This is a genomic window from Thioalkalivibrio sp. ALE28, assembly GCF_000377425.1.
In the GTDB taxonomy this organism is placed as follows: Bacteria; Pseudomonadota; Gammaproteobacteria; order Ectothiorhodospirales; family Ectothiorhodospiraceae; genus Thioalkalivibrio.
The window spans coordinates 359,911-386,345 of sequence record NZ_KB898094.1 but is presented as its reverse complement, the minus strand read 5'-3'; the positions used below and the strand labels follow the sequence as shown (position 1 = coordinate 386,345).

Here is a 26,435-nt window from a genome sequence, read left to right as displayed (position 1 = left end):
GGGTAGTACCCGGCCCGGTAGCCCAGGCGGCCCTCGGTGCGCTCGCCCGGTGCCGCCTGGAGCTGGTCGCTCATCTCGGCTTCCAGAACCTGCTGGACCGCCTCGCGCACCAGCGTGCGCATCAGTTCCTCGTCTGTCCCCAATAACGCTCGCAGTGACGTGCGATCCGCAGTAGCCTGGCTCTTGTGAGTGGTCATGGTCTCGCCCTCCTTGAGGGGTTCCGGTGGTCGCTAACCAACCCGAATACCATGGCCGCTCACCTCCTGCCAGCTTCTGCACATAACTCAGCACACTACTTTTATGGGTTGATTCCGATATTGATTGGTTATCGGGTTGGGCGCATAATCGGGCGTTATGACATTGCTTGCGCGAACACCTAAGCAGATTGGGACGATTGTGCGCCGGGTCCGGCGAAAGCAGGGCCTTACGCAGGCCGCGCTTGGCGAGAAGTCGGGCTTGCGTCAGGAGACGATCTCCCTGATCGAGAACGGAAACCCGGCCACCCGGTTGGAGACGTTGCTTGCGGTTCTGGCGGCGCTGGATCTGGAGTTTCAGATTGCTCCCCGTGCGCGGTCGACTGCGTCCATTGAAGAAATCTTCTGATGCCGCGCACGCGCCGCCATCCGCCGCTGCGTGTCTTGCTGAATGGTCGCCTGGTGGGGTCTCTGGAGAAGTCGGCGGCCGGGGCGATCCGGTTTCGGTATGACGCCAGCTGGCTGGGCTGGGAGCATGCGCTGCCGGTCTCGCTGTCGCTTCCGTTGCGGGAAGATGCCTACCACGGTGCGCCCGTGGCCGCGGTGTTCGAGAACCTGTTGCCGGATGCGGATGCCCTGCGGCGGCGTGTGGCGCAACGCGTGGGCGCGGCCGGCACCGATGCCTACAGCCTGCTGGCGGCGATCGGGCATGACTGTGTGGGGGCGTTGCAGTTTTCGCTGTCGGATGCGCAGGAATCCGGGCCCGCTGGAGGGATTCGTGGGGAGCCGGTCGATGATAAGGGCATCGAACAGCTGCTGGGCGGTTTGGCCCAGGCGCCGCTGGGTCTGGGTAGCGACGAGGCTTTCCGCATTTCGATTGCTGGTGCCCAGGAGAAGACGGCACTACTCTGGCATGAGGGTCGCTGGCTCAAGCCGCATGGCTCGACGCCGACTACGCATATCCTGAAGCCCGCTATTGGGCAGTTACCCAACGGGCTGGATCTGTCGGATAGTGTGGAGAACGAGTTTTACTGCCTGCGATTGCTGGCGGCGTTCGGTATGCCGGTGGCGCGTGCGGACATCGGGCGCTTTGGGCGCGCGCGGGCGCTGGTAGTGGAGCGGTTTGATCGACACTGGGCGCGCGATGGGCGGTTGCTGCGCTTGCCGCAGGAAGACTGCTGCCAGGCACTGGGCGTGCCGCCGAGCCGCAAGTATCAGAGCGAAGGTGGCCCCGGGCTGGTGGATGTGCTGGGGCTGTTGCGGGGCAGTGATACGCCGGGGGCGGACCAGGCGACGGTGCTGAAGGCGCAAGTCCTGTTCTGGCTGATCGGCGCCACGGATGGGCACGCCAAGAATTTCAGTGTGTTCCTGCAACCGGGCGGCGGGTACCGGCTGACGCCGCTGTATGACGTGTTGACGATTTTACCCAGCGTGGCCAGCCGACAGGTCGAGCGCAAGCAGGTTCGGCTGGCGCTCGCTGTGGGGCGGTGCAACCACTATCGGGTGGATAGCATCCAGGGCCGGCACTTCCTGGAGACGGGCGCTTCAGCCCGTCTGCCTGCGGCGATGGTGCACGAGGTCCTGGCATCTGTGGTTTTACAGGCCCCATCCGCACTGGATCGGGTGGAATATGAATTGCCGGCGGGGTTCCCGGTTGGCATCCATGACGCCGTTCGGCGTTCGGTGGAAGCGGGTATTCAGTCGCTGGAGCGGGTTCTTTGAGGCCAGGCCCGCAGGGGCGGCACTCGGTGTAGGAGGCCAGCCTCTGGCCGATGGGGCCTGTCCAACGTCCAATCGGCCAGGGGGCTGACCTCCTACGGGGCGTTGTTGGTTGGGATTTAGGAGGTGTTTTGATTCGGGTTCTGGATGTGGTGCTGGCGTTGGTGGGGCTGGTGGTGGCGGCGCCGTTGATGGCGGTGTTGTGGGTGCTGGGCTGGATGGAGTCGCGTTCGCCGGTGTTTCGGCAGGAGCGGGTGGGACGGTATCAGCGGGTGTTTACGCTGGTGAAGTTTCGGACGATGCGGCTGGATACGGCGTCCGTGGCGACGCATCTGGCGGAGTCTTCGTCGGTGACGCGGCTGGGGGGCTTTCTGCGCAAGACGAAGCTGGATGAGCTGCCGCAGCTTTGGAACGTGCTGCGCGGCGAGATGAGTCTGGTGGGGCCGCGGCCCTGCCTGCCAAGTCAGGTGGAGTTGATCGCGGCGCGCGAGGCGCGCGGGGTGTTTGCGGTGCGCCCGGGCATTACCGGGCTGGCGCAGGTGAACGGGGTGGATATGTCGGATCCGGAGCGCCTGGTGGAGATGGATGCCGCGATGATCGGTTCGCTGACGCTGCGGGACTATTTTCGGTATCTGGTGCTGACCGTTACAGGGAAGGGTTCCGGGGATCGTATTCGGGGTTAAGTTCAGTGTCGCTTTGGTGGTTTTCGGGCTTTGGCGGGGGCTTCGCGGCCGAGGCCGCTCCCACAGGGGGGTAGTATTGGTTGTAGGAGGCCAGCCTCCTGGCCGATGGGGCGTGTCCAACGTCCAATCGGCCAGGTGGCTGGGCTCCTACAGGCGTGGCAGCGGGGCCTTGGAATGGGAGCGGGTGGAGGATATGCTTTAGGCATATGCAAAGGATGTGGGGTTGGCGATGAAGCGGCGCACGGCGAGTTTGTTCCGGAATGGACGCAGCCAGGCAGTTCGGCTGCCCAAGGGTTTTGCGTTCGATGCGGATGAAGTGGTTATCGAGAAGCGTGGCGATGCGTTGATCCTGCGGGCTAAGCCGAGATCCTGGGATGATTACTTCCAGGGGTCTGGAGAGACCCTTCCGGATGACTTTCCCGATTCGATCGAGGATCGCGTGGCGCAGGACCGCGAGGCGTTGTGAGCCATGCGCTACATGCTGGATACGAACATCTGCATCTACATCATGAAACGCCGACCACCCGAGGTGCATGCGCGGCTGCGGGGTGTCCCAGTTGGGGAGGTGGGCCTTTCTGCTGTCGTTCTGGCGGAATTGCGGTACGGGGTTCGCCGGTCGAATCAGAGGGAACGCAGCGAGGCCGCACTGGAGCGCTTTCTGGCTTTCGCGAGGGTGTGCGACTGGCCGGAAGAAGCAGCTGAACATTACGGTGACATCCGTGCCGAGCTAGAGGGCGTAGGGACTCCGATTGGTGCAAACGACCTTTTGATCGCAGCACATGCTCGGGCCATTGGGGCCGTGCTGGTCACGAATAACGGACGTGAATTCGAGCGCGTATCCGGGCTGCAGGTAGAGAACTGGGTGGCGGCGCATTGATCAGGTGTGTGTAGTAGCGCGTTGGGGGCTTCGTGGGCGAGTCGCCCCCACCGGGGGCGGTATTCGACGTAGGAGGCCAGCCCTCTGGCCGATCACCCACGCCAGCCCATCGGCCAGAGGGCTGGCCTCCTACGGGGGATACGAAGATTCTTTGCGTTTCGCTCGGGTCAGTGCGCGGCGATTTCGCTGTAAAAGCTGGGGTTGTCCTGGATGGTGGCGAGGACCTTTGCGGCAAGTCCGGTGGGGTTGCGGCGTTTGGCTTCCCAGCTCTTGATGGTGTCGACGCTCGTTCCCATGGCCTTGGCAAATTCGGCTTGCGAAACGTGCAAGTGGGCGCGAATGGCCTTCACGTCCGCCACTTCGTGGCGTGTGGCGCGGCTGGGTGCTTTCTTGCCCTGCTTGATGGCGACGGCTTCCTGTAGTGAGCTCTGGAGTTCGTCGTAGATGCTCATTGGGGAGTTTCCTCTTTTAGCCGTGAAGTCAGTGCTTTCAGGGCCACTTTTTCGGTGGCGGTGAGGTTGTCTTTCACGTTCTTCGGATAGGCCAGAATCAGATAGATGATCTGCGCACTCGCCAGAAAGTAGATGACGCGTCCGCCACCACGCTTTCCCTGGTGGCCCAACCCGATGCGGACTTTCCGTAGGCCGCCTGTTCCCTGGATCAGGTCGCCTTTGTCGGGTTGGGCGATCAGCGTGTTCTGGAGTTCTTTCAGGTCATCATCTGTAGCGATCGCCTGGAATTGCCGAGTGAACGTTGGGGTTTCAATGAATTCAATGGCATGGAGCACGTGGAGACATGTCCTTATGTCTGTACCACCCAAGCGTACAGTGTACACCATTCCGTGTTCTGGGGCGAGTCTTGCCGGGATACGGTCGAGGTTCTGCCGATCGGCGCAGGAGGCGGGTGCTGTGCCGGGTGATGGGGCTTCGGGGCATAGAAGAGGTGGGGTTGGTGGTTATCGAACGTTGGCGGGGGCTTCGCGGCCGAGGCCGCTCCTACAGGGGGATGGTTCAGTGTTTGGCGCGTGATGGGCGGGGGTCTGGCTTCTGTGGGGACTTTCCCTTAGCGTCGAGGGGTGGATGCGGGAGATGGTGATGGATGACTGGGCTGAGCGGATGGAGCAACTGGCGGCATCGGAGCGGATGCGGCTGGTGCAGGGGCTGTTGCGCGGAATGGGGTATGTGGTGGTCGAGGCGTCGGAGGACGAAGACCGGCCGTGGCTGGAGCGGGTGACGGTTCCGGCCGGTGGCGGGGGTGACGATGTGCCGCGGCTGGTGGTGGGTGTGGCAAATGATTCAACGGTCGAAACGGGGCTGGTCGAGCTGGAGCGCTTTGCCACCGGACGCGGCGCCGGTGACCGGGGAATGTACGTGAACCTGGGCGGGTTCTCGGCCGCGGCGCGGGAGCGTGCAGCGGACTTGCCGATGCCGGTGATGCTGCTGGAGGCGGAGGACCTGGCCGAGCGGTTGCGCCAGCACTGGAGTGCGCTGGACGCGGAGACACAGGCATTGCTGGGCTGATTTGTGTGCATCGATGGTTATCTCGGGAACCGCGTTGTGGTTATCCGGGGTTTCGCCGGAATGGCTCCGGCGTTGGGTGCGGTCCGGCGTGAGAGATCTGGGTTCTTACGGCATCTTCGCTGGGCCGGGCTGGAGAGGCGCAAGGGTTGTGGTTTGGTGTTTGCCCTGACCGGGTGGTTTTCGGGCTTTGGCGGGGGCTTCGCGGCCGAGGCCGCTCCTACAGGGGGCTTATCGGGGGCGTTGTCGCGGAAACGGCGTTGCGGTTATTCGGGATCTGGGGGAGCCGGGAGTAGCGGGCTGTAGCATGGTGCCGGGATGCTGGATATGCGACGGTGTCGGGTAATGCTCGAATTTGGTCCGATGGTGGGGAGTGGGACTACCACTGAGGGGGCGAAAACGACCGTTGGGCGTTTTTTTCGTGGATGGGGTGGAATCCTCTACTTTGTGTGCTAGTTTTTGTCGCGGGGACAGGGATGCCCCTGAAAGAGCCGCCCGGGCACGGATGCTGGGGTGGCTCTTTCTCTTTTTGGGGCATGGGGTTATTTGGGCTTCTTGCTTGTGAGCCGGTGGGGGGCTGCGGAATGGTGTTCCGTGAGCGGCTTTGGCGGGGGCTTCGCGTGTAAGCACGCTCCTACGGGGGCCGTGGTGTCGGGATGCGTAGGAGCCGAGCCTCTCGGCGATTGGGGTGTTGGACAGGTCGGATCGCCCAGGGGGCTGGGCTCCTACGCTGTCCGGGGCTTTCGGGCCTGCAGGGGCCGAGCCTCTCGGCGATGGGGTGCTGGATAGGCCCGAATCATCGCCCCGGGGTGTGACAGCGTGCCCGCCCCAGGAGTGTGGGGCGGGGTTAGTGGTCCGCCGGGGGCATGTATTCGTGGCGGATGTGGTCGGGTTGTTCGGGGAGCTGGATGCCGGCGTTTTCCAGGGCCTCGGTGAGGTCCTCGCATTCGTCGAGTTCGTCGGCGCGCTTTTTCAGCGTGGCCAGGGCGTCGGCGGCTTCGGCCTCGGGCATGGTGATGACGAGTTCGCCGTTCTCGGCTTTTTCCAGGTGCATGTCGTGCTCCTTGTATTCTTGTTTGGCTTGTTGCGGCCGTGGCGGGCGCGTCAGTCCTCGATGGAGGGCTGTTTGGGGGCGTGCTCGTCGAAGGCGTGCGGGGGCTGGCGGAATTCGTTTTCCAGTTCGTAGACGCCTTCCTGCAGTACGGAGCCGAGGGCCCGCGCGCCGTTGCTGATTTCGCCGCCGAGTTCGGTGATGTTTTCGGCGATGTCCTTGGCGGCCTTCTTGTCGATCTTCAGGGTGACCGTTCCGTTTTTCAGTGTGGCTTCCATGTCGATCTCCTTGCGTTTGCGGCGACGCTGCGCCGGTGGGACCCGTCTGGAACGGGTCTGATTCGTGTCTGGTTGACCTGCATCAATACGGGTGCAGGCCGTTGTCGCTAGTCTGTTTGTGCAGGTGACGTCTCCAACGTAACGAAGAGGCGGACCATCACGACGATTCCCGCTTGTAGGGAAAGGAGAAATCAAGATGCAATCTACTATGATGACCACCCGCCATGGTGCGCGGTTCCTCGCGCTTCTGGCGATGCTGGTTGCGCTGGCCTTTGCCGGTGCGGTGCAGGCCGGCAGTCATGGGGGCGAGCGGCCGGACATGGTAAAGGTGACGCCGAGCCCGCATTCCTTCCCGGCCACACTTGCCGCGTTTGAACAGCAGGCGTCCGAGGCGGGCTGGAGCATCCTGAACCGCAACAACATGGCCGGTACGCTGTCGGAGCGCGGTTTCACGATTGATCCGGTGGTGATCCTGGATGTGTGCAGCGGGCGCTACAGCGCGCAGATCCTGGAGGAGGATGCCTTCCGTCCGGTGTCCGCGTTCATGCCCTGCCGCGTGAGTATCTATCAGGACAGCCAGGGCGATGTGTTCATCTCGCGGATGAACGTGCCGGGCTTTCTGCCGATGATGCCGGAAGGTGTGGCCGAGGTGATGGAGAAGTCCTCCGAAGAGATCGAGGTGATCATCGAGCGGACCGTCGCCGAGTAATGTAATCCGGTACAGTCCGGTATTGAACCCCGGTAGAAAGGCCGGTGAGGATCGGACGACGGATGCAGCGGGGCCCGCTTCGGCGGGTCCCATGCTGTTCGGGCCGGGCAGTACATCGGTATGCCGGTGACAACGGATTTGGACAGAGACCTCTTTGCGGGTGCGAATGCCTTTGGCAGTGTCGACTGACGACGTGACAACCATTGAACCAGGCCTTTGGGGCGCCGTGCGGACCGGAAACGGGGCACGGCGCCTTTTTGCGTCTGCCGTATGGGCGGGCGGGTGCGGTCGATGACGGACGCGCGCCGCAGGACCCGTCGCTTCGCGGCCGGCTGGATCGCCGGGGGCTATGTCGTGGTGGGGGTGTTGTGGATTGCCCTGTCCGATGTGGCGCTGGCGTGGTGGGCCGGCGCGGACGTGCCCGACGCATTGACCCGCGCGAACCTGGGCAAGGGCATCGGGTTTGTGCTGGTCTCTGGCGTATTGCTGTACGCGGCGATGCGCTGGCTGCCGGCCTCGAACCCGGAGGCACCGGTGGCGGGGTCCCGTCAGGCACTCGGGCGCTTCGGCTACTGGCCCTGGTTGGCCCTGGCGGCCGCGGTGATCGGGTCGACCGCGGCGGTGGGGCTGGGCGCGTGGCAGTGGCAGGTGGCGGCCGCCGAGATGCAGGCCCGCGAGGACCTGCAACGCGCGGCGTTCCTGAAGGGGGGCGTGATTGATCGCTGGCTGGCGGAGCGTACCGGGGACGCCGTGGTGCTGGCCGAGGCGCGCGGATTCAATCTGTTCGCGGTGACGGCGCTGGAACGGCGCTCGGTGCTGGCGCTGGAGCAGGTGCGTGATCGCCTGGAGCTGATGCGCCGGGCCTATGACTACGACGGTGTTGCCCTGCTGGATGCTAATCGGCAGCCGGTGATCGAACTGGGGCGCAGCGCGCTGGATGAATCGCAGATGGATGCCGTACTGCGCGAAGTGCGGCGCAGCGCGGAGACGAGCGAACCCATCCTGCATGCCGACCCGGACGGACGCCCGCGGATCAGCTGGGCGGTGCCGGTGCGGGATCGCGCGCGGCCGCACGATCCGGTGGTGGGGCTGGTGTTGCTGTCGTCCACGGTCGAGAGCCTGCATCCGCTGTTGACGCTGACGGAGAGCCGCAACGGGCTGGATGCGCAGGCGCATATCGTGGTGCGGGGCGGAGACCAGCGGGCCACGATTGCCCGGATCAGCGCAGCCGGCGGGGTGATCATCCCGGCTCCGGCGGCGTTCCCGCGGCTGCGCGAGCGGATCCTGGACCATCCGCGCGACGCGGTGGTGATCGAGCGTTTCGACAACGCGGACAGCCGCTTCTTCGCGGGTGTGCAGGGCCTGGCGCCGGCCGGCTGGGACCTGGTGCTGAAGCGGGATCTCGATGGCGTGCAGCTGGCACCCCGCCAGCAGGCGGTCTGGGCGGCCGGGGCCACGCTGCTGGTCTGGCTGGTCGTGCTGGCGGCCGGCGGGCTGCTGTGGCGCCAGCAATGGCTGCGGCGCAACCTGGCGCTGGTGCGGGCGCATGCCGACCAGGACCGGATGCTGGGGATCTTCTTCGACATGCCGTTCGTTGGCATGGCGATTTCCGGGCCGGGTGGCGCGGGCTGGGAGCGCGTGAACGCCTGCCTGGCGGACATGCTGGGCTATGCCCCGGACGAACTGACGGCGATGGACTGGAACCGGCTGGCGACCCCCGAGGATCGAGGCTGCGAGGCGGAACTGGACGCCGAGATGCGGCGCGGCGAACGCAGCGGCTACAGTGTCGTGAAACGCCTGCTGCGGCGCGATGGCCGGGTGATGGTCGCGGATATCGACGTCAAGTGCAGCCGCACGCCCGAGGGTGCGCTGGACCGCGTCGTCGCGACGGTCGAGGACATCACCGAACGGCGCGAACAGGAGGAGCGTCAGCGCCTGGCGTCGGTGGTGTTCGAAAACACCCGCGAGGGGGTGGTGATCACCGATGCCACCGCGCACATCCTGTCGGTGAACCGCGCCTTCACGCAGTTGATGGGATATACCCAGGACGAAGTGGTCGGCCGCACGCCGAAGATGTTCCAGTCCGGCCGCCACGATCAGGCGTTCTACGCGAACCTGTTCCGCGAGCTGCAGGTGAACGGCCACTGGCAGGGGGAGATCTGGAACCGGCGCAAGAACGGCGAGATCTTCCCCGAACTGCAGAGCATCACCGCGGTGCATGACAGCCAGGGTCGGCTGACGCACTACGTGTCGGTGTTCGCGGATATCTCGCGGATCAAGGCCTCCGAGGCGGAGCTCGACTTCCTCGCCCACCATGACCCGCTGACCGAGCTCCCCAACCGCCGCCTGCTGCGCGCCCGCCTGACGCACGGCATCTCGCTGATGCGGCGGCGTCAGGGGCACCTGGCGCTGTTGTTCGTGGACATCGACCGCTTCAAGGACATCAACGACAGTCAGGGCCATGCGGCCGGGGATCGCCTGCTGCGCCTGGTGGCCGAGCGGCTGCAGGTGGGGCGCCGCGGGACCGACACCGTGGCGCGCCTGGCCAGCGACGAGTTCGCGGTGCTGGTGGAGAACCTGGGCCACGTGGATGACGCTGCGCTGGTCGCGGAGAACATCATCCGCGAGGTGAGCTACCCCTGTGATCTCGGGAACGGGATGGAGATGGAGGTCACCGCCACGGTGGGCATCGCGGTGTTCCCGGAGCATGCGGCGGATGCCGATACCCTCCTGCAGCAGGCCAGTACCGCGCTGTCGCAGGCCAAGATGGACGGGCGCGGCAGCTATCGCTACTACTCGGACGAGTTCACCCGCGCGGCGCGCGAGCGCATCGACCTGTCCGCGCGGCTGCGCCGGGCGATCGAGCAGGATGCGCTGGAGGTGCACTACCAGCCGCAGTACCACGTCGCGGATGGCCGCCTGCTGGGGGCGGAGGCGCTGCTGCGCTGGACCGACCCCGAGCTGGGCCCGATCTCGCCGGGGCGCTTCATCCCGCTGGCGGAGCAGACCGGGCTGATCGTCGAACTGGGCGGCTGGGTACTGCGCCGGGTGATCGAGCAGGGACACCAGTGGCGCGCCGCCGGGCACCCGCCTCTGCGGCTGGCGGTGAATGTCTCGGCGCTGCAGTTCCAGCGCGTGCCCATCGACCAGCAGGTGGGGCAGTTGCTGGAGGACTTCGACTTTCCGGCGGATCAGCTGGAGCTGGAAATTACCGAGTCGGCGCTGATGGCGGATCCGAGCCGTGCCCGCCGCATCCTGCAGCGCCTGCGCGAGCGCGGGGTCCACTTCGCGATCGACGACTTCGGCACCGGCTATTCCTCCATGGCGCAGCTCAAGCGCTTCCCGGTGGATACGCTGAAGATCGACAAGAGCTTCGTCGATGGCCTGGCCGAAGAAGAGGGCGCGGGCAATGCCGACGACCGCTCGATCGCCCGGTCCATCGTCGGGCTGGGGCATGGCCTTGGACTGAGCGTGCTGGCGGAGGGCGTGGAGACCGCCGAGCAACTGGCCGTTCTGCGCGAACTGGGCTGCGACCACTACCAGGGCTACTACGCCAGCCGCCCCGCGCCGGCGGCCGAGTTTGCACGGCTGCTGGAAGCTGCAAACTCGGCCCTGCCGGGCGGGGCGGACGACCGGAAGTAGCCAGCGGCTCGGGGTGTGGATTTCCCCGCGTCCGGAGGCCTCAGGCGGGGTGGATCACCCCGACCACCGCCCCGGTCATCAGGGTGGCCAGCGTGCCGGCCACGATCGCGCGCAGTCCCAGGGCGACGATCTCGCTGCGCCGTTCCGGTACCAGGGCTCCCAGCCCGCCGATCAGGATGCCGAGGCTGCCGAGGTTGGCGAAGCCCGACAGGGCGTAGATCAGGATCAGTTCGCTGCGATCGGACAGCGCCTGCGCCTCCAGTTCCGCCAGGGCCATGAAGGCGACCATCTCGTTGAGCACCGTCTTGATCCCGAGGAGGGAGCCGGCGGCCGTGGCCTCGGCCCACGGGATACCCATCAGCCAGGCCAGCGGCGCGAAGACCCAGCCCAGGATGCGCTCCAGGCTGAGCGCCGCGCCCGCGAACGGTGGCAGGGCGCCCAGCACCGTATTGACCAGCGCGACCAGGGCGATGACCACGATCAGGAGGGCAATAATCTGCAGCAGAAGCTCGAGCCCGCGCAGGGTCCCGCGGGTGATGGCATCCATGGCACTGGTGGCTCCCTCCTCGCCCTCGATGCGCTGGCCGTTGGTGGGCGGTGCCGTGGGCGGGATCATCACCGTGGCGATCAGCAGCGCGGCCGGCAGGCTGATCAGCGAGGCCACGATCAGGTGGCCCAGGGCGTCGTCCAGTACCGTCCCGATGATCGTCGCATACAGGACCAGCATGGTCCCGGCGAGGGTGGCCATCCCCACGCTCATCAGGGCGAACAGTTCGGAGCGGTTCATCTGCTTGAGGTAGGGCCGGATCACCAGCGGCGACTCGACCATGGACAGAAACACGTTGGACGCCGTGCCCACCCCGAGTGCCCCGCCAATGCCGAAGATCCGCTGGAGCAGGCGCGATGCACCGTGGATCAGCCAGGGCAGGATGCGCCAGTAAAATAACAGGGCGGACAGTGCGGAAAGCACCAGGATCAGTGGCAGGGCCTGGAAGGCGAGCACGAAGCTGCTGGCCGGGTCCTCCACGGCGAAGGGCGCCTCGCCGCCGCCCAGATAGCCGAACACGAAGGACGTGCCGGCGCGTGTGGCATCGGTCAGGGCAATCACCAGCTGGTTCGCCCAGACGAAGAAGCGCTGGGTCCCGGGCACTTCGATCAGCAGCCAGGCGATAGCGAACTGCAGGGTCACACCTGCGAGCACCTCGCGCCAGGGAAAACGTCGCTTGTGTTCGCTGAGCACCCAGGCGATCGCGATGAACGCGACCAGGCCCAGGGCGGCTTGCAGGATGGCCATACGCTTCCTTCGTTGGCGGAAAATCGGGGAGCATAACCGCTCCCCGCGTGTGGTGGCAGGCGCGCCAGGCGATTCGGGGGATCCGGGCGGCGGGAATTGTCGGGCCCAGGTGGTAGGGTAGGGCCGATCGGTGCAAGGACAGGGATCACGTGAAATCAGGTCAACTGCAACCCGGGATGGTGGTACTGCACGGCAACCACCTGGAGTCGCTGCGTACGCTGGCGGTGGAGTGGATGCGGCGGGCGCCGCTGACGCCGCTGGAGAACGAGACCATTCTGGTGCAGAGCAATGGCATGGCGCAGTGGCTGCGGCATGCCCTGGCGGCGCCGCCGGATGCCGATCCGCCGGGCTGCGGGATCGCGGCCGCGCTGGACATGCAGCTGCCGTCGCGCTTCGTGTGGTCGGCCTACCGCGCGGTGCTCGGGGCCGATGCCGTGCCGCTGGAGTCCCCCTATGCCAAGCGCCCGCTGACCTGGCGGCTGATGCGCCTGCTGCCGACGTGCCTGGGGCAGGAGGCCTTCGCTCCGCTCGGACAGTTCCTGCAGGACGACGACCCGGGCCAGGGCGGCGACCTGCGCAAGCGTTTCCAGCTCGCCGAGCGCCTGGCGGACCTGTTCGATCAGTACCAGGTGTATCGCGCGGACTGGCTGACCGACTGGGCGGCCGGGCGCGACGTGCTGCGCTACGCGCGCGGGCAGGCGCGCGACCTGGCGCCGGGGCAGCGCTGGCAGGCGGAGCTGTGGCGGCTGCTGCAGGCGGATATCGGTGTCGCGCAGGAGGGGGTGAGCCGCTCCGCGGTACACGCGCGCTATCTGGATACGGTGCGTACGCTGGAGCGCCGCCCCGAGGGTCTGCCCCGGCGGGTCATTGTATTCGGGATCTCCTCGCTGCCGGGGCAGATCCTGGAGGCGCTGGAGGGGCTGGCGCGCTTCTGCCAGGTGCTGGTCTGCGTGCACAACCCCTGCGAGTACTACTGGGCCGACATCGTGGCCGACAAGGACCTGCTGCGCGCGACCCGGCGGCGCCAGGCGCGCAAGGCGGGGATGCCGGAGGCCCTGGACGAGGCCCAGCTGCACAACCACGCGCATCCGCTGCTGGCCGCCTGGGGCAAGCAGGGGCGCGACTACATCGGGCTGCTGGACGAGCACGATGACCCCGAACATTACGGCCGGGTGCTGCGCACACTGGATTGGGAGCGGGTGGATGTCTTCGAGCCGCACGGCACGCGCGGGCCGGAGGACTGCCTGCTGCACCAGTTGCAGGAGGACATCCGCGCGCTGCGGCCGCTGGCCGAGACGCGGGAGACCTGGCCCGCGATTGCGGCCGCGGACCGCTCCATCCAGTTCCATGTGGCGCACAGCCCGCTGCGCGAGGTCGAGCTGCTGCACGACCGGCTGCTGGACCACTTCGCGCACGATCCCGCGCTGCGCCCGCGCGACGTGATCGTGATGGTGCCGGATATCGACCAGTACGCCCCCCACATCGAGGCGGTGTTTGGCCAGCCGGAGACCGACGACCCGCGTTTCATCCCGTACACGCTGTCGGATCAGGGGCCGCGCGGGCGCGACCCGGTGCTCATCGCGCTGGAGCAGTTGTTGTCCCTGCCGGAGAGCCGGATGGGCGTCAGCGAACTGCTGGACCTGCTGGATGTGCCGGCGGTCCGGCGGCGCTTCGGCATTGCCGAGGAGGACCTGGCGCAGCTGCATGCCTGGGCCGCGGGCGCGGGGGTGCGCTGGGGCCTGGATGCGGCGCAGCGCGCCGGTCTGGGCCTGCCCGAGGGACTGGAGCAGAACACCTGGCGCTTTGGCCTGCGGCGGATGCTGCTGGGCTACGCCCTGGGCGACCAGGGACCGTGGCAGGGGGTGGAACCCTACGACGAGATCGGTGGGCTGAGCGCCGCCTTGCTGGGCCCGCTGGAGGCCCTGATCTCCGCGTTGGAAGACGCCTGGGGCTGGCTGCGCCGGGCACATGCCCCGGGGGACTGGGCGGCGGGGCTTGCCGCCTTGCTGGAACAGTTCTTCGCACCGGAGACGGACGCCGAACTGTTCACCCTGGAGCGTCTGGGCGAGGCCCTGGAGCAGTGGCGCGAGGACTGTGCGGCCGCTGGTCTGGAGGAGGCGCTGCCGCTGGCCGTGGTGCGCGAGCAGTGGCTGGCCAGTCAGGACGATTCGGGCGTGGGGCAGCGCTTTCTGGCGGGTTCGGTGAACTTCTGCACCCTGATGCCGATGCGGGCGATCCCGTTCCAGGTGGTCTGCCTGCTGGGCATGAATGACGGCGACTACCCGCGCAGCCCGACCCCGATGGACTTCGATCTGATGGCACAGGACTACCGCCCGGGCGATCGCTCGCGGCGCGAGGACGACCGCTATCTGTTCCTGGAGGCGCTGCTCTCCGCGCGGCGCCAGTTGCATGTGAGCTGGGTGGGGCGGCATGTGCGCGACAACGAGCCGCGCCCGCCCTCGGTGCTGGTTGGGCAGTTACGCGATCACCTGGCCGCCGGCTGGGGACTGGCCGGGGTTGACGGGCCCGAGGCGGGACCGGCCCTGGTGGAACACCTGACCACCTGGCACCCGCTCCAGCCCTTCTCGCCGCTGAACTTCCCGGCGGACGATGACGAGCGGCACTTCACCTATGCCCGGGAATGGGAGGCCGTGCACGCCGCGGATGTGGCCCCGGCCGAGGGCGCCTGCGAGCCGATCCTGCTGCTGGAGGCCGAGCGCGAGCCGCGCGCGGTGGCGCCGGAGGCCCTTGCGCGCTTTCTGCGCTTCCCGGTGGAGGCGTTCTTTCGTTATCGCCTGGGGGTGTTCTTCGACGAAGAAGAGGCCCCCGGTGACGACCTGGAGCCGTTCGGGCTGGGCGGGCTGGAGCAGTGGCAGGTGCGCCAGAATCTGGTGGCGACCGCGCTGGAAACCGCCGCGGATGCGGCCGCCTGGCCGGAGATCCTGCAGGTCGAATCCGCACGCCTGCAGCGCGCCGGCTGGCTGCCGCTGGGGGCGGCCGGCGAGCTGGAACGTGGTGCGATGGTGGACGAGGCCGCGCGGCTGCTGGAGCGGATCGGCGAGCGCCTTGCGCTGTATCCCGAACGGCTGGAGGCGGGGCGTCCGCTGCGCCTGGAACACGCGCACTGGGGCCTGGAGGCGGTGCCGCCCGCGCTACGCGGCGATGGCGAGGGTCGGGTTCGGGTCTGCCTGGACTACACGGCGAGCCGTATTGCCAACGGCAAGAAGTGGCGCTACGACAAGCTGATGGCGCCGTGGGTGATGCATCTGCTCGCCAACGCCGGCGCGGGGGATGTGGGTTCCGAACTGGTCGCGCTGGACACACGCCTGACCCTCCCTGGGCTGGAGTCGGGTCTGGCGGAGGAACTGCTGGGCACGCTGCTGGAGGCCTGGGCGGCCGGACAGGAGCGCCCGCTGCCGCTGGCCTGCGCCGCCGCTTTTGCCTGGCTGGAGGCGGAGGATGGGCAAAAGGACCCGTATGACGAGGCGTTGAAGACCCTGCGGGGGAACGACTACAGCCCTGGCGAGTGGTCGCGCAGTCCCGCGCTGGCACGGGCCTGGCCGGATCCCGAGACCCTGCTGGCCGATCCCGATTTCGGCTTCTGGCGGGACCGCGTGTACCGACCGGTGTTTGTGGTCGTGAACCAGTCGGAGGTCGCGGAATGACGGCCACCGCGCACAAGCTGGACCTGCTGACGTTGCCGCTGCACGGCAGCCGCCTGATCGAGGCCAGCGCCGGCACCGGCAAGACCTACACCATCGCCGCGCTGTATCTGCGCCTGGTGCTGGGCCACGGCGAGCTGCCCGAGGGCACCAGCGCCCTGACGCCGCCGCAGATCCTGGTGATGACCTTTACCGATGCCGCGACCCAGGAACTGCGCAGCCGCATCCGCGACGCCCTGGCGATCGCGGCGCGGGTGTTCCGCGCGGAGGATCCGGATGCGGTGCCGGGCGTGCAGGACATCCACAGGGAGCTGCGCGGCGAATACAGCGAGGCGGAACGGCCGGGCGCGGCACGCCGGCTGGAACTGGCGGCGGAGTGGATGGACGAGGCCGCGGTGTCGACCATCCACGGTTGGTGCTACCGCATGCTGCGCGAGCACGCCTTCGACAGCGGGAGCCTGTTCACCCAGGACCTGGCAAGCGACCAGCAGGAGCTGCTGGCCGAGGCGGCGCGTGATTACTGGCGCCGCTTCGTCTATCCACAGCCGCCCGCGCCGCTGGCCCTGCTGCGTAATGCCTTCGGGCCCGATCCGGAGACCCTGTTGCAGAAGATCCGGCCACTGGTCGGGCATTTGCCCGCGGATGCGGCGGATGCGGAGCTGGAGACCCCGGAGGGGCTGGAGGCCGCGCTGGACGGTAAGCTGGCGCGGCTGGAGGCGATGAAGCGCCCTTGGCGCGAGGATTTCGAGGCGATCAAGGAGCAGTTTGACGCGCTGCGCGGCCCGGTCCTGCAGCCGGGCAAGTACAGCAACCCGGACAAATTGCTGGGGGCGATGCGCGAATGGGCCGCGGATCCGGGCGCGCTGCGGCCCGGTGGCGTCTCCGGCGACTCCCCGCTGCTGCGTTTCAGTGCGGCCGGCATGCAGGACCGGCTGAAAGGCGGTCAGACGCTGCCGGAGGATCTGCATCCGGCCTTTGCGGGACTGGACGATCACGCCGAGGTCTGCGTGGATGACCGCGAGCGCCTGTTGCAGGCGGCGGCGCGCCAGGTGGACGCGCGCTTTCGTCAGGCCCAGCGCCAGCGCGCGCAGATGGGCTTTCACGACCTGCTGACCCGGCTGCGCGATGCCCTGGACGGCCCGGGGGGCGAGCACCTGGCCGCGACCCTGCGGGCGCAGTTCCCGGTGGCGCTGGTGGACGAATTCCAGGACACCGATCCGGTGCAGTACCGGATCTTCCAGCGTGTCTATTGCATCGACGAGGACCCGCTTGATCTCGGCGTGCTGCTGATCGGCGATCCCAAGCAGTCGATCTACGGCTTTCGCGGGGCGGATATCCATACCTACCTGGCGGCGCGTACGGCCACCGCCGGGCGCCACTACACCCTGGAGCGCAACTTCCGCTCCACCGAGGCCCTGGTGGATGGCGTGAACCGGCTGTTCGGGCATGCCGAGGGCTGGGCGGACGGGGCGTTCCTGTTCCGCACTGGCGCGGAGAATCCGCTGCCGTTCGTACCGGTTACGGCCAATGGCCGCGCGGAGGTCTTCGAGCAGCACGGGGAGGCGGCCCCGGCGGTCACGCTGTGGTGCCATGACCCCGGCGAGCCGGTGCCCAAGGGCGCCTACCGCGAGCGCATGGCGCAGGCCTGCGCCAGCCATATGGTGGAGCTGCTGAACGGCGGTGTCGCCGGGACCTGCGGTTTTCGCAAGGGCGCGGACCTGACCGGGGTGCGACCGCGTGATATGGCGGTGCTGGTGCGCGGCCGCGCGGAGGCCGACGCGATCCGCGCCGAACTGCGCCGGCGCGGCGTGCGCAGCGTGTACCTGTCGGATCGCGAGTCGGTGTATGCCAGCGACGAGGCGGGGGACCTGCTGCGCTGGCTGCGCGCCTGTGCCGAGCCCACCAGCGTGCGGTTGCTGCGCGCGGCGCTGGCCACTGCGACGCTGGGACAGTCGCTGACCGAGCTGCACCGGCTGACGGTGGACGAGCTGGCGTGGGAGACGCGGGTGGAACAGTTCCGCGACTATCGGCGCCTGTGGCAGACCCGCGGGGTGTTGCCGATGCTGCGGCGGCTGCTGCATGACTTCGAGGTCCCCCGGCGCCTGCGTGCCACGGCGGAGGGCGAGCGCGCGCTGACCAATCTGCTGCATCTGAGCGAGCTGCTGCAGCAGGCGGTCGCGGAGCTGGATGGCGAGCAGGCCCTGATCCGGCATGTGATGGAGCACCGGAACGGCGACGGCGAGACCGGCGAGGAGCAGATCCTGCGCCTGGAGAGCGACGAGGACCTGGTCAAGGTGGTGACGCTGCACAAGTCCAAGGGGCTGGAGTATCCGCTGGTGTTCCTGCCGTTTGCCTGCAATTTCCGGCCCACGGACGCGAAGAAGGACGTGCCCTGGCGCGACCATCCGCCGCAGGGCGGGGCGCGCTGGGTGTTCCACATGGATGACGCGGTGTACCGGCGGGCGGAGCGCGAACGCCTGGCCGAGGACCTGCGCCTGTTGTACGTGGGCATGACCCGGGCGCGCCATGCCTGCTGGCTGGGGATTGCACCGATTGTCTCGGGAAGGAGCAAGACCAACCATTTCGACCAGACCGCAGCCGGGTATCTGCTGGCCGGCCCCGAGGGCGTTGCGGACGGCGGGCTGGAGGAGGCACTGCGTACCGCCGCGGGCGACGAGCCGGCGATCCGGGTGGGCCCGCTGCCGGAAGTGCGCGACGCTGCGGTGCAGATCGGCGCCAATGCCCCGACCACCGGGCCGGCCCGGCAAGCGCCGGCGCGGCGCTTCGAGCACTGGTGGGTGGCCAGCTACAGCGCGATTGCGGCGCACGACGACGGTGTGGCACCGGTCGCGCCCGACTCGGCACGCGAGGATGTGCTGCGCGAGGGCGTCGCGGATGCGGGTCGCGAGGCCGTGGAGTTCCCCGAACTCGAGCCCGAGGCCGGGCCACGCGCGGCCAGCGGGCTGCACGCCTTCCCTCGCGGGCCGGGACCGGGCACCTTCCTGCACGGGCTGCTGGAGTGGGCGGCGGAGCAGGGCCTCGCCGCGCAGGTGGCGCAGCCCGAACGCCTGGCGCGGGAGATCGAAACGCGCTGCGAGCGCCGGGGATGGGGCGAGTGGTCCACGGTGGTCACGGACTGGATGCAGCAGTTGCTGACGGCCGGCTTCCCGCTGGAGGAGGGCGGGACGTTCTCGCTGGGGGGCTTGGCCACGTATCAGCCGGAGCTGGAGTTTCTGTACCCGGCGCGCCGCCTCAGGGCCGGGGATCTGGATCAGGCGGTGCGGGCGCAGATCCTGCCGGGCGAGCGGCGCCCGCCGGTAGGGGACGTGACGCTGAACGGGATGCTGAAGGGCTTCGTCGACCTGGTGTTCGAGCACGCCGGGCGCTATTACGTGGCGGACTACAAGTCCAACTGGCTGGGGCCCTCGGCTCGGGCCTACACCGCCGAGCGCCTGCGCGCGGCGGTGCTGGAGCATCGCTACGACCTGCAGCTGGTGCTCTACACGCTGGCACTGCATCGCCAGCTGGGCGCTCGCCTGCCGGGCTACGACTTTGACCAGCACATGGGCGGCGGGGTCTACCTGTTCCTGCGCGGCGTGGATGCGCCGGGCCACGGGGTGTTCCACCACTGCCCGCCGCGTGCGCTGATCGAGCAGCTGGATCGCTGGATGACGCACGGCGCCGACCGGGAGGGGGTGGCATGAGCGCGGTGTCGCATAGCGGGACGCTGGGGTCCGTGCAGACCCTGATGGTGCTGCTGGGCGAGTGGGAGGCGGCCGGGTGGCTGCGCGGCGTGGACCGGGCCCTGGTGCGCTTTCTGCACGAGCAGGCCCCGGAGGCATCGCCGCTGGCCCTGCTGCTGGCGGCGCTGGCCAGCCATCAGGTCGGGCGCGGCCATGTGTGTCTGGAGCTGGAGGCCTTGCTGGAGACGCCCGATGCCACGCTGGCTTTGCCGCCGGAGGGGGATCCGGGTTCGCAGCCACCGCCGCGGCCCTCGGCGGTCCTGCAGGGTGTGTCGGGCGCGCAGGTGGCGCAGGCCCTGGACGGGAGTGCCCTGGCCGGACCGGGCGAGGCGGGCACGACGCCGCTGGTGTTCACTGGAGGGCAGGTCTATCTGCGCCGCTACTGGGAGGCCGAGCGCCGCATCGGACAGGCGGTCCGCGCGCGGCTTGAAGACCGGGGCGCCTGGCAGGACGCGCTGGATGTGGACGCGGCGCATGGCTGGCTGGATCGCCTGTTCGGCGTTTCGGCCGATGCGACCGCCGACCCGGACTGGCAGCGCCTGGCCTGTGCCCTGGCCGCCGGTTCCGGCTTCAGCGTGATTACCGGCGGGCCGGGCACGGGCAAGACCACCACGGTGCTGCGGTTGCTCGCGCTGCTGCAGGGTTTGCAGGGGCCCGAAGACCCGCTGCGGATTCGCCTGGCCGCGCCCACCGGCAAGGCGGCGGCCCGTCTGAACGCCTCGGTCAGCGGGGCGCTGGACCGCCTGGGGCTGGAGACGCTGCCGGACGGCGATGCGCTGCGGCGAAACCTGCCGGCGGAGGTGGTGACGGTACACCGGCTGCTGGGCGCGCGGCCGGATACCCGGCACTTCCGCCACGGGGCCCGCAATCCCCTGGCGGTGGACGTGCTGGTGGTGGACGAGGCCTCGATGATCGACCTGGAGTTGATGGCCAGTCTGGTCGCCGCGGTGCCGCGCACGGCGCGCCTGATTCTGCTGGGGGATCGCGACCAGTTGGCATCAGTGGAGGCCGGCGCGGTGCTGGGCGAGCTGTGTCACCGCGCCGGCGGTGGGCACTACACGCCGGAGACCGCGCAGTGGCTGGAAGCGGTGACCGGGATGGCCATGCCCGCGGCGATGCAGGATGCGCACGGGCAGGCGCTGGACCAGCACATCGTGATGCTGCGCGAGAGTCATCGCTTCGGCGCGGACAGCGGGATCGGGCGGCTGGCGGCCGCCGTGAACGCGGGCGAGTCGTCGAGCGAAGCGGGCGGGGACGATGCCGTCCTGCAGCGCGTGCTCGCCGGTCCGGAGGACCCGGCACTGGTGAGTCTCGCGGTGGACGGGCGCACGGATACGCCCGTGAACGAGGCAGTGGGCTATTCCGGGTATCTGCAGGGCCTGCGTGCGGCCCGCCCGGCCCCGGCCGCGCCGCGGGCGGCCTGGGAGGACTGGGCGCGGGACGTGCTCGCGGCCCACGGGCGCTTCCAGCTGCTGTGCGCGGTGCGGCGTGGCCCGTGGGGGCTGGAGACGCTCAACCGGCGTATCGCCGGGGCGCTGCAGGCGCGCGGGCTGCTGGAGGTGGATGCCGGCCGTGGCGGCGGGTCAGAGGGGCATGCGCCATGGTTCGAGGGACGACCGGTGATCGTGACCCGCAACGACTATGCCCTGGGGCTGATCAATGGTGATATCGGCATTGCCCTGGCCGTTCCGGCCTGGCTGGCGCGGGGCGAGCCCGAGGCGACCGGGGATCATGGGTGTCCGGAGGCGGCGGCGCCGGTGTTGCGCGTCGCCTTTCTCGCGGCGGGGGATCGCGTGCGCTGGGTGTTGCCCAACCGGCTGGAGGCCGTCGAGACCGCCTTTGCGCTGACCGTGCACAAGGCCCAGGGCTCGGAGTTCGAGCATGTCGCGCTGGTGCTGCCGGAGGCCGACAGCCCCATCCTGACGCGCGAGCTCGTCTATACCGCGATCACCCGCGCCAGCCGCTGGTTCAGCCTGCTCGAGCCACGCGCGGGCACCCTGGCCGCGGCCAGTCAACGCCAGATCCGCCGCAGCGGCGGCTTGCGCCGGTGGCTGGATGATGCGTCATAGAGACTTCCTCGTGTTCGACGTGCCCGTCAAGGAATGGCGAGTGCGCCCCTGATTAGTTAGTCTGATCATTCGGACTAACCTTGACGGAGGCATTATGACCGAGACGGTCAACATCCATGAGGCAAAGACACACTTCTCCAGGCTGCTGGAGAAGGTCAGCCGGGGCGAGCCGGTAGTGATCGCCCGGGCGGGCAAGCCCATTGCGCGTATGTCACGTATCGAGGCCTCGTCAGAATCCGCTGCGGACCGGGTCGGTTTCCTCAAGGGGCAGCTCGAAATTCCGGACGATCTGGATCGGATGGGCGAGGCGGAGATCGCAGCCCTGTTTCAGGGCGACAAGTCGAATGCACCTGCTTCTTGATACGCATCTGCTGCTCTGGGCGGCGGCCGGTTCCCCAAAGTTGCCCGCTAGTGCTCGCGAGGTCATCCAGAATCCGGATAACGCAATCGCGTTTAGTGCGGCGAGCTTGTGGGAAATCGTGATCAAGAATGGGCTGGGGCGCAGCGATTTCGTGGTCGAGCCCCATGTCCTTCGTCGCGAGCTACTGGAGCACGGGTACGAGGAGCTGGCGATCACGGGTCAGCACACACTGGCGGTCAGCCATTTGCCCGATATTCACAAGGATCCATTCGACCGCATTCTGGTCGCCCAGGCAGAAACGGAGGGGTACACGCTTCTGACCAGCGACGCCCAGGTGGGTCGTTACCCGGGTCCCATTCAATTGGTCCAGTGAGACACCGACGAACGCGCGTGCCCGCGCCCGAGCCGCTTTTGCGGGCGCACAAGGAGCGGTGGGCGGGCGAGGTGAGTTCGGCGGTCCGGAGCCTGTAGGGTTACCTGCACGAGGGCGAACTCATCCACTTACTTCCGGCCTTCGTGTCTTCCTGTGGCGGCCTTGCCGGCGGCGGGCGTGGGCAGGGGCTTCGCCTGCAAGCAGGCTCCCACAGGGGGTGGTGTGGTTGGCGGCTTGGGGGCGTTCAGGTGGTGCGGCTGCCGTAGGTGACGACGGATTCGATGCGTTCGGCGCGTTCGGTGTCGAGGCCGTCGGTCTGGGCGAGGGTGGCGGCGTCGGCGTTGATGATGTCGCGTACGCTGCCGAGGTCGCGCAGCAGGTCGCGTGCCGTGTCGGCCTCGACGCCGGGCAGGCCGCTGACGATGAACTCGGCGGCCTTGCGCCGGGTGTCCGGCTTGGTGGGGCGATCGGCCGGGTCCGGCTCCATCTGGGCGTTCAGGCCCAGCAGGTAGATGAGCATGCCGCTGTTGTCGGCATCCGGGCTGGGCAGCACGCTAATGCCGAGGGCGATGGTCAGGTGCGCGAGGGCACGGTGGATATCCAGCGCCTGCTGGTGGAAGCGCGGTTCGTACAGGTCCCCCTCGACGATATAGACCACCTGGCTGTGGTTGGCCTTCAGCTTGGCGGCGTTTTCCCACAGGGTCTTGTCGACCACGCTCAGCACCATGTCGGTGGCGGACTTGCGCTCGACCACGACGCCGTTGGGCAGCAGGTAGTCGCCGACATCGAGGTCGGTGAATTCCAGTTCCACCCCTTCCAGGCGTTCGATGCGCTGAATGATCTTGCCCTGTTCGCGGCGGTCGACGCGGATCGGCAGGTGCACGTTGTCCATGGTGGCTCCATTCGTTGACGGGTTGCGGGCACTTTAGGGCGTGGGGCCATACGCGCCAAATGGCCGGATGCGGGGCGGGGCGAGGGATGCCGTGCAGGCGCGGTGCGGATCGCCTACAGTCAGGGGACACGTTTCGCGGGTGGCGCCTGCGGTGCGTGTATGGAGACAACAATAAAACCAAAAGGATGGAGTGTTTATGTCGATTCACATTGCAGTCGTGGGGCTTGGCCGGGTGGGCGGCCGTTTCCTGGAGATGTTGCTCGAGTCCGGCCTGCCGGGGATGACGCTTTGCGCGGTCTCGGAGAAAGCCGAGACGGAGGGCCGCCGGCTGGCCGAGGAGAAGGGTATCCCGCTGGAGTCGGTCGCGGATATCGTGGCGCGTGGCGACCAGGTGGACGTGATCTTTGACCTGAGCGGCCAGCCGCAGGTGCGCCAGGAGCTGCGCGAGGGCATGCAGAACACCGGCAACCGCCATACGGTGGTGGCGCCGGAGGTGATGGCCCACCTGACCTGGGCAATGCTGACCCGTGAGGCGCCGCCGGACGTGCACGGTCGCACCGGCTACTGATGCGATGCGTACCGCCAGGTTGGCGGTGCGTTCCCGTGACAGCCGCAGCAAAGGCCGCCTTCGGGCGGCCTTTCTGTTTACTGACTCGCAATGCGGTGCAGCCAGTTGCCTGATCGCAGGATGCCGTTGAGCGTAGCGAAACGCATCCGGTGTTCACAAAAGGGGCGAGGTGGAGCGTTTCGCCGCGCTCAAACGTACCTGACGGTGATTGATTACGGCTGCCCTGGGTGCGAACAGCCCCTGCGATTGGCTGAATGTTGTGATTTCGGGGTGTTTATACCGGTTCACGCTGCAGGCACTCCTTGAGCGCTTCCACCCCCATGGCGGGGGAATGCAGCCAGCCCTGGTACAGGTCACAGCCGATTTCCCGCAGGAAGGTTCGCTGTGCGTCCGTTTCTACGCCTTCGGCGACGAGCGTCAGGCCGAGGCTGTGGCCGAGGTGCACGATGGAGCGCAGGATCATCTCCGATTCCGGGTCCTCGCCGATGTCGGCGATGAAGGAGCGGTCGATCTTGAGTTTGTCGATCGGCAGGGACTTCAGGTAGGCGAGCGAGGAATAGCCGGTGCCGAAATCGTCCAGGGCCACCCGGATGCCCAGGGCCTTCAGGCCGCGGAGCTGATCGTGGGTCAGGGCCACATCCGCCATGGCTACGGTCTCGGTTACCTCGATCTCGAGTCGCTCGGGCGGGGCGCCGGTCGCCTCGAGGGCCGCACGCAGGCGTTCCACCAGGTCGTGCTGGCGGAACTGCATCGCGGAGATATTGATGGCGACGCGGAGTCCGACGCCGGACCGTGACCATTGGGCGAGTTGTTCACAGGCCCCGCGGATCACCCAGTCGCCCAGGGGCAGGATCAGGCCGTTGGCCTCCGCGCTGGCGACAAAGCGGGCCGGTGCCACCGGACCGAGTTCGGCATCCGTCCAGCGCGCCAGCGCCTCGACGCCGATCACGCGGTTCGACGCGACCTCCAGCAGTGGCTGATAGTGCAGCTCGAGCTCGGCATTCTCCAGCGCCTGCTGCAGGTGCTGCTGCAGGCGCTGTTCCTCGTGCACCTGCGCATCCAGGTGCTGCGAGAAGAAGGCCCAGGTGTTGCGGCCGGAGTGCTTGGCCTCGTACATGGCCATGTCGGCATAACGCACCAGGCTGCGATCGTCCTGGGCATCGCGCGGGAACATGGCGATCCCGAGACTGCCGCTGGAGACGAGGTTGCGGGCGTGCTCGGTCTGGAAGGGCGTGTCGAAGATACCCAGGATGCGCTGGGCGACCCGAGCGATCGCCTGTTCGTCCGCCACGTGGGTCAGGAGGATCATGAACTCGTCGCCACCGAAGCGGCCGATGGTGGCTTCCTGGTCCAGGGCGCCCTGGAGTCGGGCGGCCACGGCCTTCAGCAGCTGGTCGCCCTCGTCATGGCCGAAGGTGTCATTGATCATCTTGAAGTTGTCGAGATCCAGCAGCATCACCGCGATCGGGTGGTCGTTGTGCTCGGCCTGGGCGATGCCCTGCGTCAGGCGGTCGTGCAGCAGCCAGCGGTTGGGGAGTTCGGTCAGACTGTCATGGGTGGCCTGATGCTGGATGCGCGCCTCGCGCCGCTGGCGGTCGGTGATGTCGCGGATGAAGGCGGTAATCCGCCGGCCTTCGGTGTCGTCGAAGGCGTTGAGGCTGATGTCCACCGGGAACTCGGTGCCGTCGATACGCTGGCCGCGCAGATGGGGTACCTGCCCCATGGTGCGGCGGTTGATGGTGCGGGCCTGGGTCTGGCGATGGGTCCGGTGGCGCTCGCGCAGGCGATCGGGGACCAGGCGCTCCACCGGCTGGCCGATCAGTTGCTGGCGGGGGTAGCCGAACAGGCGCTCGATGTTTCGGTTGGCCATCACGATGCGGCCCTCCGTATCGGTAACCAGGACGCCGTCGGGGGCCGTCTCCACCAGTTGCTGGTAGCGCCGCTCGCGCATCTCGATGTCGCGGTGGGCCTGGTGCAGACGCTCCAGGGGCGAGCGCACGCTTTCCAGAAACAGCCCCTGGTAGATCAGCAGGTAGGCCGCGAGCTTGTACAAATGCCCCAGCACGAACGGCGTATCGGTCAGATCCTCGTAGAACATGAAGAACATGCCGCTGCCCATGCTGATGACCAGCGCCGCGGCGACCAGGGGCATGCCCGGGCGCTGCAGCAGATCGCGGCGCAGGGCCAGGATGGCCAGCGTCGCCAGATGCAGGGCGATCACGATGGCCTCCAGGCCCAGCTTGAACGGCGTGAGGCCGCTGACCGGGTCGAACAGGGGCGGCAGGATATCGGCATGCCACAGGCCGACCCATGCGAGGACCGCGACCAGCAGCAGGCTTCCGGCCAGATAGACCCCGCGCGGCGGGCCATCGCTGCGCGCGACCATCGGCAAGGCCACATAGGCCAGCAGGGCCGCGCCCCCGACCAGCCGCGCGGCGAGCCAGAAGAACAGCGTCTGCTGCGTCGAGTTGGGGGTGATGAAGTCCGGCATCGCCGGGTAGGTCATCAGGTGCAGGAAGTCGAAGAGCGCGACCGCCAGGAAGGCACAGGCGAGCAGCAGGGAGGCCGCCACCCGCCGCCGGTCGATCACGTGATACCCGACCGCGAACACCAGCACGGCGACGACGACCGCGAACAGCTCCGCACCCGTATGGAACGCCGTCAGATGCTGGCCCGGCACAATCCGCGGGAGATCGATGCCGAGCATCCAGATCACCACGGGCACCAGCAGCAGGGCCAGCAGCAGGCCGGAGGCCGGGACGGTGTGCTGGCGCATGAGCTTCTCGGCGTGGGTGTTCATGGT

The 26,435-nt window shown here is 67.8% G+C and carries 22 protein-coding genes; 14 read left to right on the top strand and 8 right to left on the bottom strand.

Annotated features, from left to right (window positions below; all coding sequences use genetic code 11):
- Nucleotides 1–197: transposase (locus D105_RS15025; RefSeq protein ID WP_038032703.1), on the bottom strand; the 197-nt coding region annotated here is incomplete at its 3' end.
- A gap of 157 nt (nucleotides 198–354) precedes the next feature.
- Here D105_RS15025 and D105_RS0103850 point away from each other — a divergent pair.
- The 5 genes from D105_RS0103850 (at nucleotide 355) to D105_RS0103830 (ending at nucleotide 3,473) form a co-directional block, all read left to right on the top strand.
- Nucleotides 355–603 (top strand): helix-turn-helix domain-containing protein, encoded by a 249-nt coding sequence (locus D105_RS0103850; protein WP_018877553.1) that lies wholly within the window; start codon nucleotides 355–357, stop codon nucleotides 601–603.
- Nucleotides 603–1,916, top strand: a complete 1,314-nt coding sequence (locus D105_RS0103845; RefSeq protein WP_018877552.1) for a type II toxin-antitoxin system HipA family toxin — start codon at nucleotides 603–605, stop codon at nucleotides 1,914–1,916. The genes D105_RS0103850 and D105_RS0103845 overlap by 1 nt, the downstream gene beginning before the upstream one ends.
- A gap of 128 nt (nucleotides 1,917–2,044) precedes the next feature.
- Nucleotides 2,045–2,596, top strand: a complete 552-nt coding sequence (locus tag D105_RS0103840; protein ID WP_018877551.1) for a sugar transferase — start codon at nucleotides 2,045–2,047, stop codon at nucleotides 2,594–2,596.
- Between the two features lie 229 nt (nucleotides 2,597–2,825).
- Nucleotides 2,826–3,062 carry an AbrB/MazE/SpoVT family DNA-binding domain-containing protein gene (locus D105_RS0103835; protein WP_018867111.1) on the top strand — a complete coding sequence of 79 codons (237 nt, stop codon included), beginning with the start codon at nucleotides 2,826–2,828 and terminating at the stop codon, nucleotides 3,060–3,062.
- 3 nt (nucleotides 3,063–3,065) lie between these two features.
- Nucleotides 3,066–3,473, top strand: coding sequence for a type II toxin-antitoxin system VapC family toxin (locus D105_RS0103830; RefSeq protein WP_018867110.1), 408 nt, complete (start codon nucleotides 3,066–3,068; stop codon nucleotides 3,471–3,473).
- Nucleotides 3,474–3,640: 167 nt separating this feature from the next.
- Here the strand turns inward: D105_RS0103830 and nadS are convergent, their stop codons facing one another.
- Nucleotides 3,641–3,925, bottom strand: a complete 285-nt coding sequence (gene nadS, locus D105_RS0103825; protein ID WP_018877550.1) for a NadS family protein — start codon at nucleotides 3,923–3,925, stop codon at nucleotides 3,641–3,643.
- Nucleotides 3,922–4,260, bottom strand: a complete 339-nt coding sequence (locus tag D105_RS0103820) for a type II toxin-antitoxin system RelE/ParE family toxin (protein ID WP_018875682.1) — start codon at nucleotides 4,258–4,260, stop codon at nucleotides 3,922–3,924. Before D105_RS0103820 ends, nadS begins: the two co-directional genes overlap by 4 nt.
- Before the next feature lie 307 nt (nucleotides 4,261–4,567).
- Here D105_RS0103820 and D105_RS0103815 point away from each other — a divergent pair, with 307 nt between their 5' ends.
- Nucleotides 4,568–4,993, top strand: coding sequence for a restriction endonuclease (locus D105_RS0103815; RefSeq protein WP_026280403.1), 426 nt, complete (start codon nucleotides 4,568–4,570; stop codon nucleotides 4,991–4,993).
- An 844-nt stretch (nucleotides 4,994–5,837) separates the two neighbouring features.
- Here the strand turns inward: D105_RS0103815 and D105_RS0103810 are convergent.
- Together D105_RS0103810 and D105_RS0103805 are read right to left on the bottom strand one after the other, a co-directional pair.
- Nucleotides 5,838–6,044: a hypothetical protein gene (locus D105_RS0103810; protein WP_018875680.1), complete on the bottom strand. Its 207-nt coding sequence runs from the start codon at nucleotides 6,042–6,044 to the stop codon at nucleotides 5,838–5,840.
- 50 nt (nucleotides 6,045–6,094) lie between these two features.
- Nucleotides 6,095–6,319 carry a hypothetical protein gene (locus D105_RS0103805; protein WP_018875679.1) on the bottom strand — a complete coding sequence of 75 codons (225 nt, stop codon included), beginning with the start codon at nucleotides 6,317–6,319 and terminating at the stop codon, nucleotides 6,095–6,097.
- A 211-nt stretch (nucleotides 6,320–6,530) separates the two neighbouring features.
- On the opposite strand from D105_RS0103805, the gene D105_RS0103800 reads away from it, so the two are divergent.
- Complete coding sequence (locus D105_RS0103800; RefSeq protein ID WP_019558144.1) at nucleotides 6,531–7,028, top strand: DUF302 domain-containing protein; 498 nt, start codon at nucleotides 6,531–6,533, stop codon at nucleotides 7,026–7,028.
- 270 nt (nucleotides 7,029–7,298) lie between these two features.
- Nucleotides 7,299–10,670, top strand: a complete 3,372-nt coding sequence (locus tag D105_RS0103795; protein WP_018877547.1) for a bifunctional diguanylate cyclase/phosphodiesterase — start codon at nucleotides 7,299–7,301, stop codon at nucleotides 10,668–10,670.
- A 40-nt stretch (nucleotides 10,671–10,710) separates the two neighbouring features.
- On the opposite strand, the gene D105_RS0103790 is transcribed toward D105_RS0103795, so the two are convergent.
- Nucleotides 10,711–11,964, bottom strand: coding sequence for a NupC/NupG family nucleoside CNT transporter (locus tag D105_RS0103790; protein WP_018877546.1), 1,254 nt, complete (start codon nucleotides 11,962–11,964; stop codon nucleotides 10,711–10,713).
- 176 nt (nucleotides 11,965–12,140) lie between these two features.
- Here D105_RS0103790 and recC point away from each other — a divergent pair, with 176 nt between their 5' ends.
- The 5 genes from recC (at nucleotide 12,141) to D105_RS0103765 (ending at nucleotide 22,172) form a co-directional block, all read left to right on the top strand.
- On the top strand, nucleotides 12,141–15,629 hold the full coding sequence (gene recC / locus D105_RS0103785; protein ID WP_018877545.1) for an exodeoxyribonuclease V subunit gamma: 3,489 nt from the start codon (nucleotides 12,141–12,143) through the stop codon (nucleotides 15,627–15,629).
- Complete coding sequence (gene recB / locus D105_RS0103780; RefSeq protein WP_018877544.1) at nucleotides 15,626–19,330, top strand: exodeoxyribonuclease V subunit beta; 3,705 nt, start codon at nucleotides 15,626–15,628, stop codon at nucleotides 19,328–19,330. Before recC ends, recB begins: the two co-directional genes overlap by 4 nt.
- A complete protein-coding gene (gene recD / locus D105_RS0103775) occupies nucleotides 19,327–21,438 on the top strand; it encodes an exodeoxyribonuclease V subunit alpha (protein WP_018877543.1) in 2,112 nt (703 codons plus the stop codon). Before recB ends, recD begins: the two co-directional genes overlap by 4 nt.
- A 94-nt stretch (nucleotides 21,439–21,532) precedes the next feature.
- Nucleotides 21,533–21,799, top strand: coding sequence for a type II toxin-antitoxin system Phd/YefM family antitoxin (locus D105_RS0103770; protein WP_018877542.1), 267 nt, complete (start codon nucleotides 21,533–21,535; stop codon nucleotides 21,797–21,799).
- The gene (locus D105_RS0103765) at nucleotides 21,783–22,172 is read left to right on the top strand and encodes a type II toxin-antitoxin system VapC family toxin (RefSeq protein WP_018877541.1); all 390 of its coding nucleotides are present in this window, start codon (nucleotides 21,783–21,785) and stop codon (nucleotides 22,170–22,172) included. Before D105_RS0103770 ends, D105_RS0103765 begins: the two co-directional genes overlap by 17 nt.
- A 244-nt stretch (nucleotides 22,173–22,416) precedes the next feature.
- Here the strand turns inward: D105_RS0103765 and D105_RS0103760 are convergent, their stop codons facing one another.
- Nucleotides 22,417–23,064, bottom strand: a complete 648-nt coding sequence (locus D105_RS0103760; protein WP_018877540.1) for an ERCC4 domain-containing protein — start codon at nucleotides 23,062–23,064, stop codon at nucleotides 22,417–22,419.
- 196 nt (nucleotides 23,065–23,260) lie between these two features.
- Here D105_RS0103760 and D105_RS0103755 point away from each other — a divergent pair, with 196 nt between their 5' ends.
- Nucleotides 23,261–23,632, top strand: a complete 372-nt coding sequence (locus D105_RS0103755) for a hypothetical protein (RefSeq protein ID WP_018867095.1) — start codon at nucleotides 23,261–23,263, stop codon at nucleotides 23,630–23,632.
- 274 nt (nucleotides 23,633–23,906) lie between these two features.
- Here the strand turns inward: D105_RS0103755 and D105_RS0103750 are convergent, their stop codons facing one another.
- Entirely contained in the window at nucleotides 23,907–26,432 is a 2,526-nt protein-coding gene (locus tag D105_RS0103750) for an EAL domain-containing protein (protein WP_018877539.1), read from the bottom strand.
- Between the last annotated feature and the right edge of the window lie 3 nt (nucleotides 26,433–26,435).

What these genes read in the sequence shown, in the direction of transcription:
- D105_RS0103800 (WP_019558144.1), top strand. Translation starts at nt 6,531, where the DNA reads ATGACCACCCGCCATGGTGCGCGGTTCCTCGCGCTTCTGGCGATGCTG.
- recB (WP_018877544.1), top strand. Translation starts at nt 15,626, where the DNA reads ATGACGGCCACCGCGCACAAGCTGGACCTGCTGACGTTGCCGCTGCAC.
- D105_RS0103850 (WP_018877553.1), top strand. Translation starts at nt 355, where the DNA reads ATGACATTGCTTGCGCGAACACCTAAGCAGATTGGGACGATTGTGCGC.
- D105_RS0103835 (WP_018867111.1), top strand. Translation starts at nt 2,826, where the DNA reads ATGAAGCGGCGCACGGCGAGTTTGTTCCGGAATGGACGCAGCCAGGCA.
- recD (WP_018877543.1), top strand. Translation starts at nt 19,327, where the DNA reads ATGAGCGCGGTGTCGCATAGCGGGACGCTGGGGTCCGTGCAGACCCTG.
- D105_RS0103805 (WP_018875679.1), bottom strand. Translation starts at nt 6,319, where the DNA reads ATGGAAGCCACACTGAAAAACGGAACGGTCACCCTGAAGATCGACAAG.
- nadS (WP_018877550.1), bottom strand. Translation starts at nt 3,925, where the DNA reads ATGAGCATCTACGACGAACTCCAGAGCTCACTACAGGAAGCCGTCGCC.
- D105_RS0103750 (WP_018877539.1), bottom strand. Translation starts at nt 26,432, where the DNA reads ATGAACACCCACGCCGAGAAGCTCATGCGCCAGCACACCGTCCCGGCC.
- D105_RS0103770 (WP_018877542.1), top strand. Translation starts at nt 21,533, where the DNA reads ATGACCGAGACGGTCAACATCCATGAGGCAAAGACACACTTCTCCAGG.
- D105_RS0103790 (WP_018877546.1), bottom strand. Translation starts at nt 11,964, where the DNA reads ATGGCCATCCTGCAAGCCGCCCTGGGCCTGGTCGCGTTCATCGCGATC.
- D105_RS0103755 (WP_018867095.1), top strand. Translation starts at nt 23,261, where the DNA reads ATGTCGATTCACATTGCAGTCGTGGGGCTTGGCCGGGTGGGCGGCCGT.
- D105_RS0103845 (WP_018877552.1), top strand. Translation starts at nt 603, where the DNA reads ATGCCGCGCACGCGCCGCCATCCGCCGCTGCGTGTCTTGCTGAATGGT.
- D105_RS0103815 (WP_026280403.1), top strand. Translation starts at nt 4,568, where the DNA reads ATGGATGACTGGGCTGAGCGGATGGAGCAACTGGCGGCATCGGAGCGG.
- D105_RS0103795 (WP_018877547.1), top strand. Translation starts at nt 7,299, where the DNA reads ATGGGCGGGCGGGTGCGGTCGATGACGGACGCGCGCCGCAGGACCCGT.
- D105_RS0103810 (WP_018875680.1), bottom strand. Translation starts at nt 6,044, where the DNA reads ATGCACCTGGAAAAAGCCGAGAACGGCGAACTCGTCATCACCATGCCC.
- D105_RS0103830 (WP_018867110.1), top strand. Translation starts at nt 3,066, where the DNA reads ATGCGCTACATGCTGGATACGAACATCTGCATCTACATCATGAAACGC.
- D105_RS0103760 (WP_018877540.1), bottom strand. Translation starts at nt 23,064, where the DNA reads ATGGACAACGTGCACCTGCCGATCCGCGTCGACCGCCGCGAACAGGGC.
- recC (WP_018877545.1), top strand. Translation starts at nt 12,141, where the DNA reads ATGGTGGTACTGCACGGCAACCACCTGGAGTCGCTGCGTACGCTGGCG.
- D105_RS0103765 (WP_018877541.1), top strand. Translation starts at nt 21,783, where the DNA reads ATGCACCTGCTTCTTGATACGCATCTGCTGCTCTGGGCGGCGGCCGGT.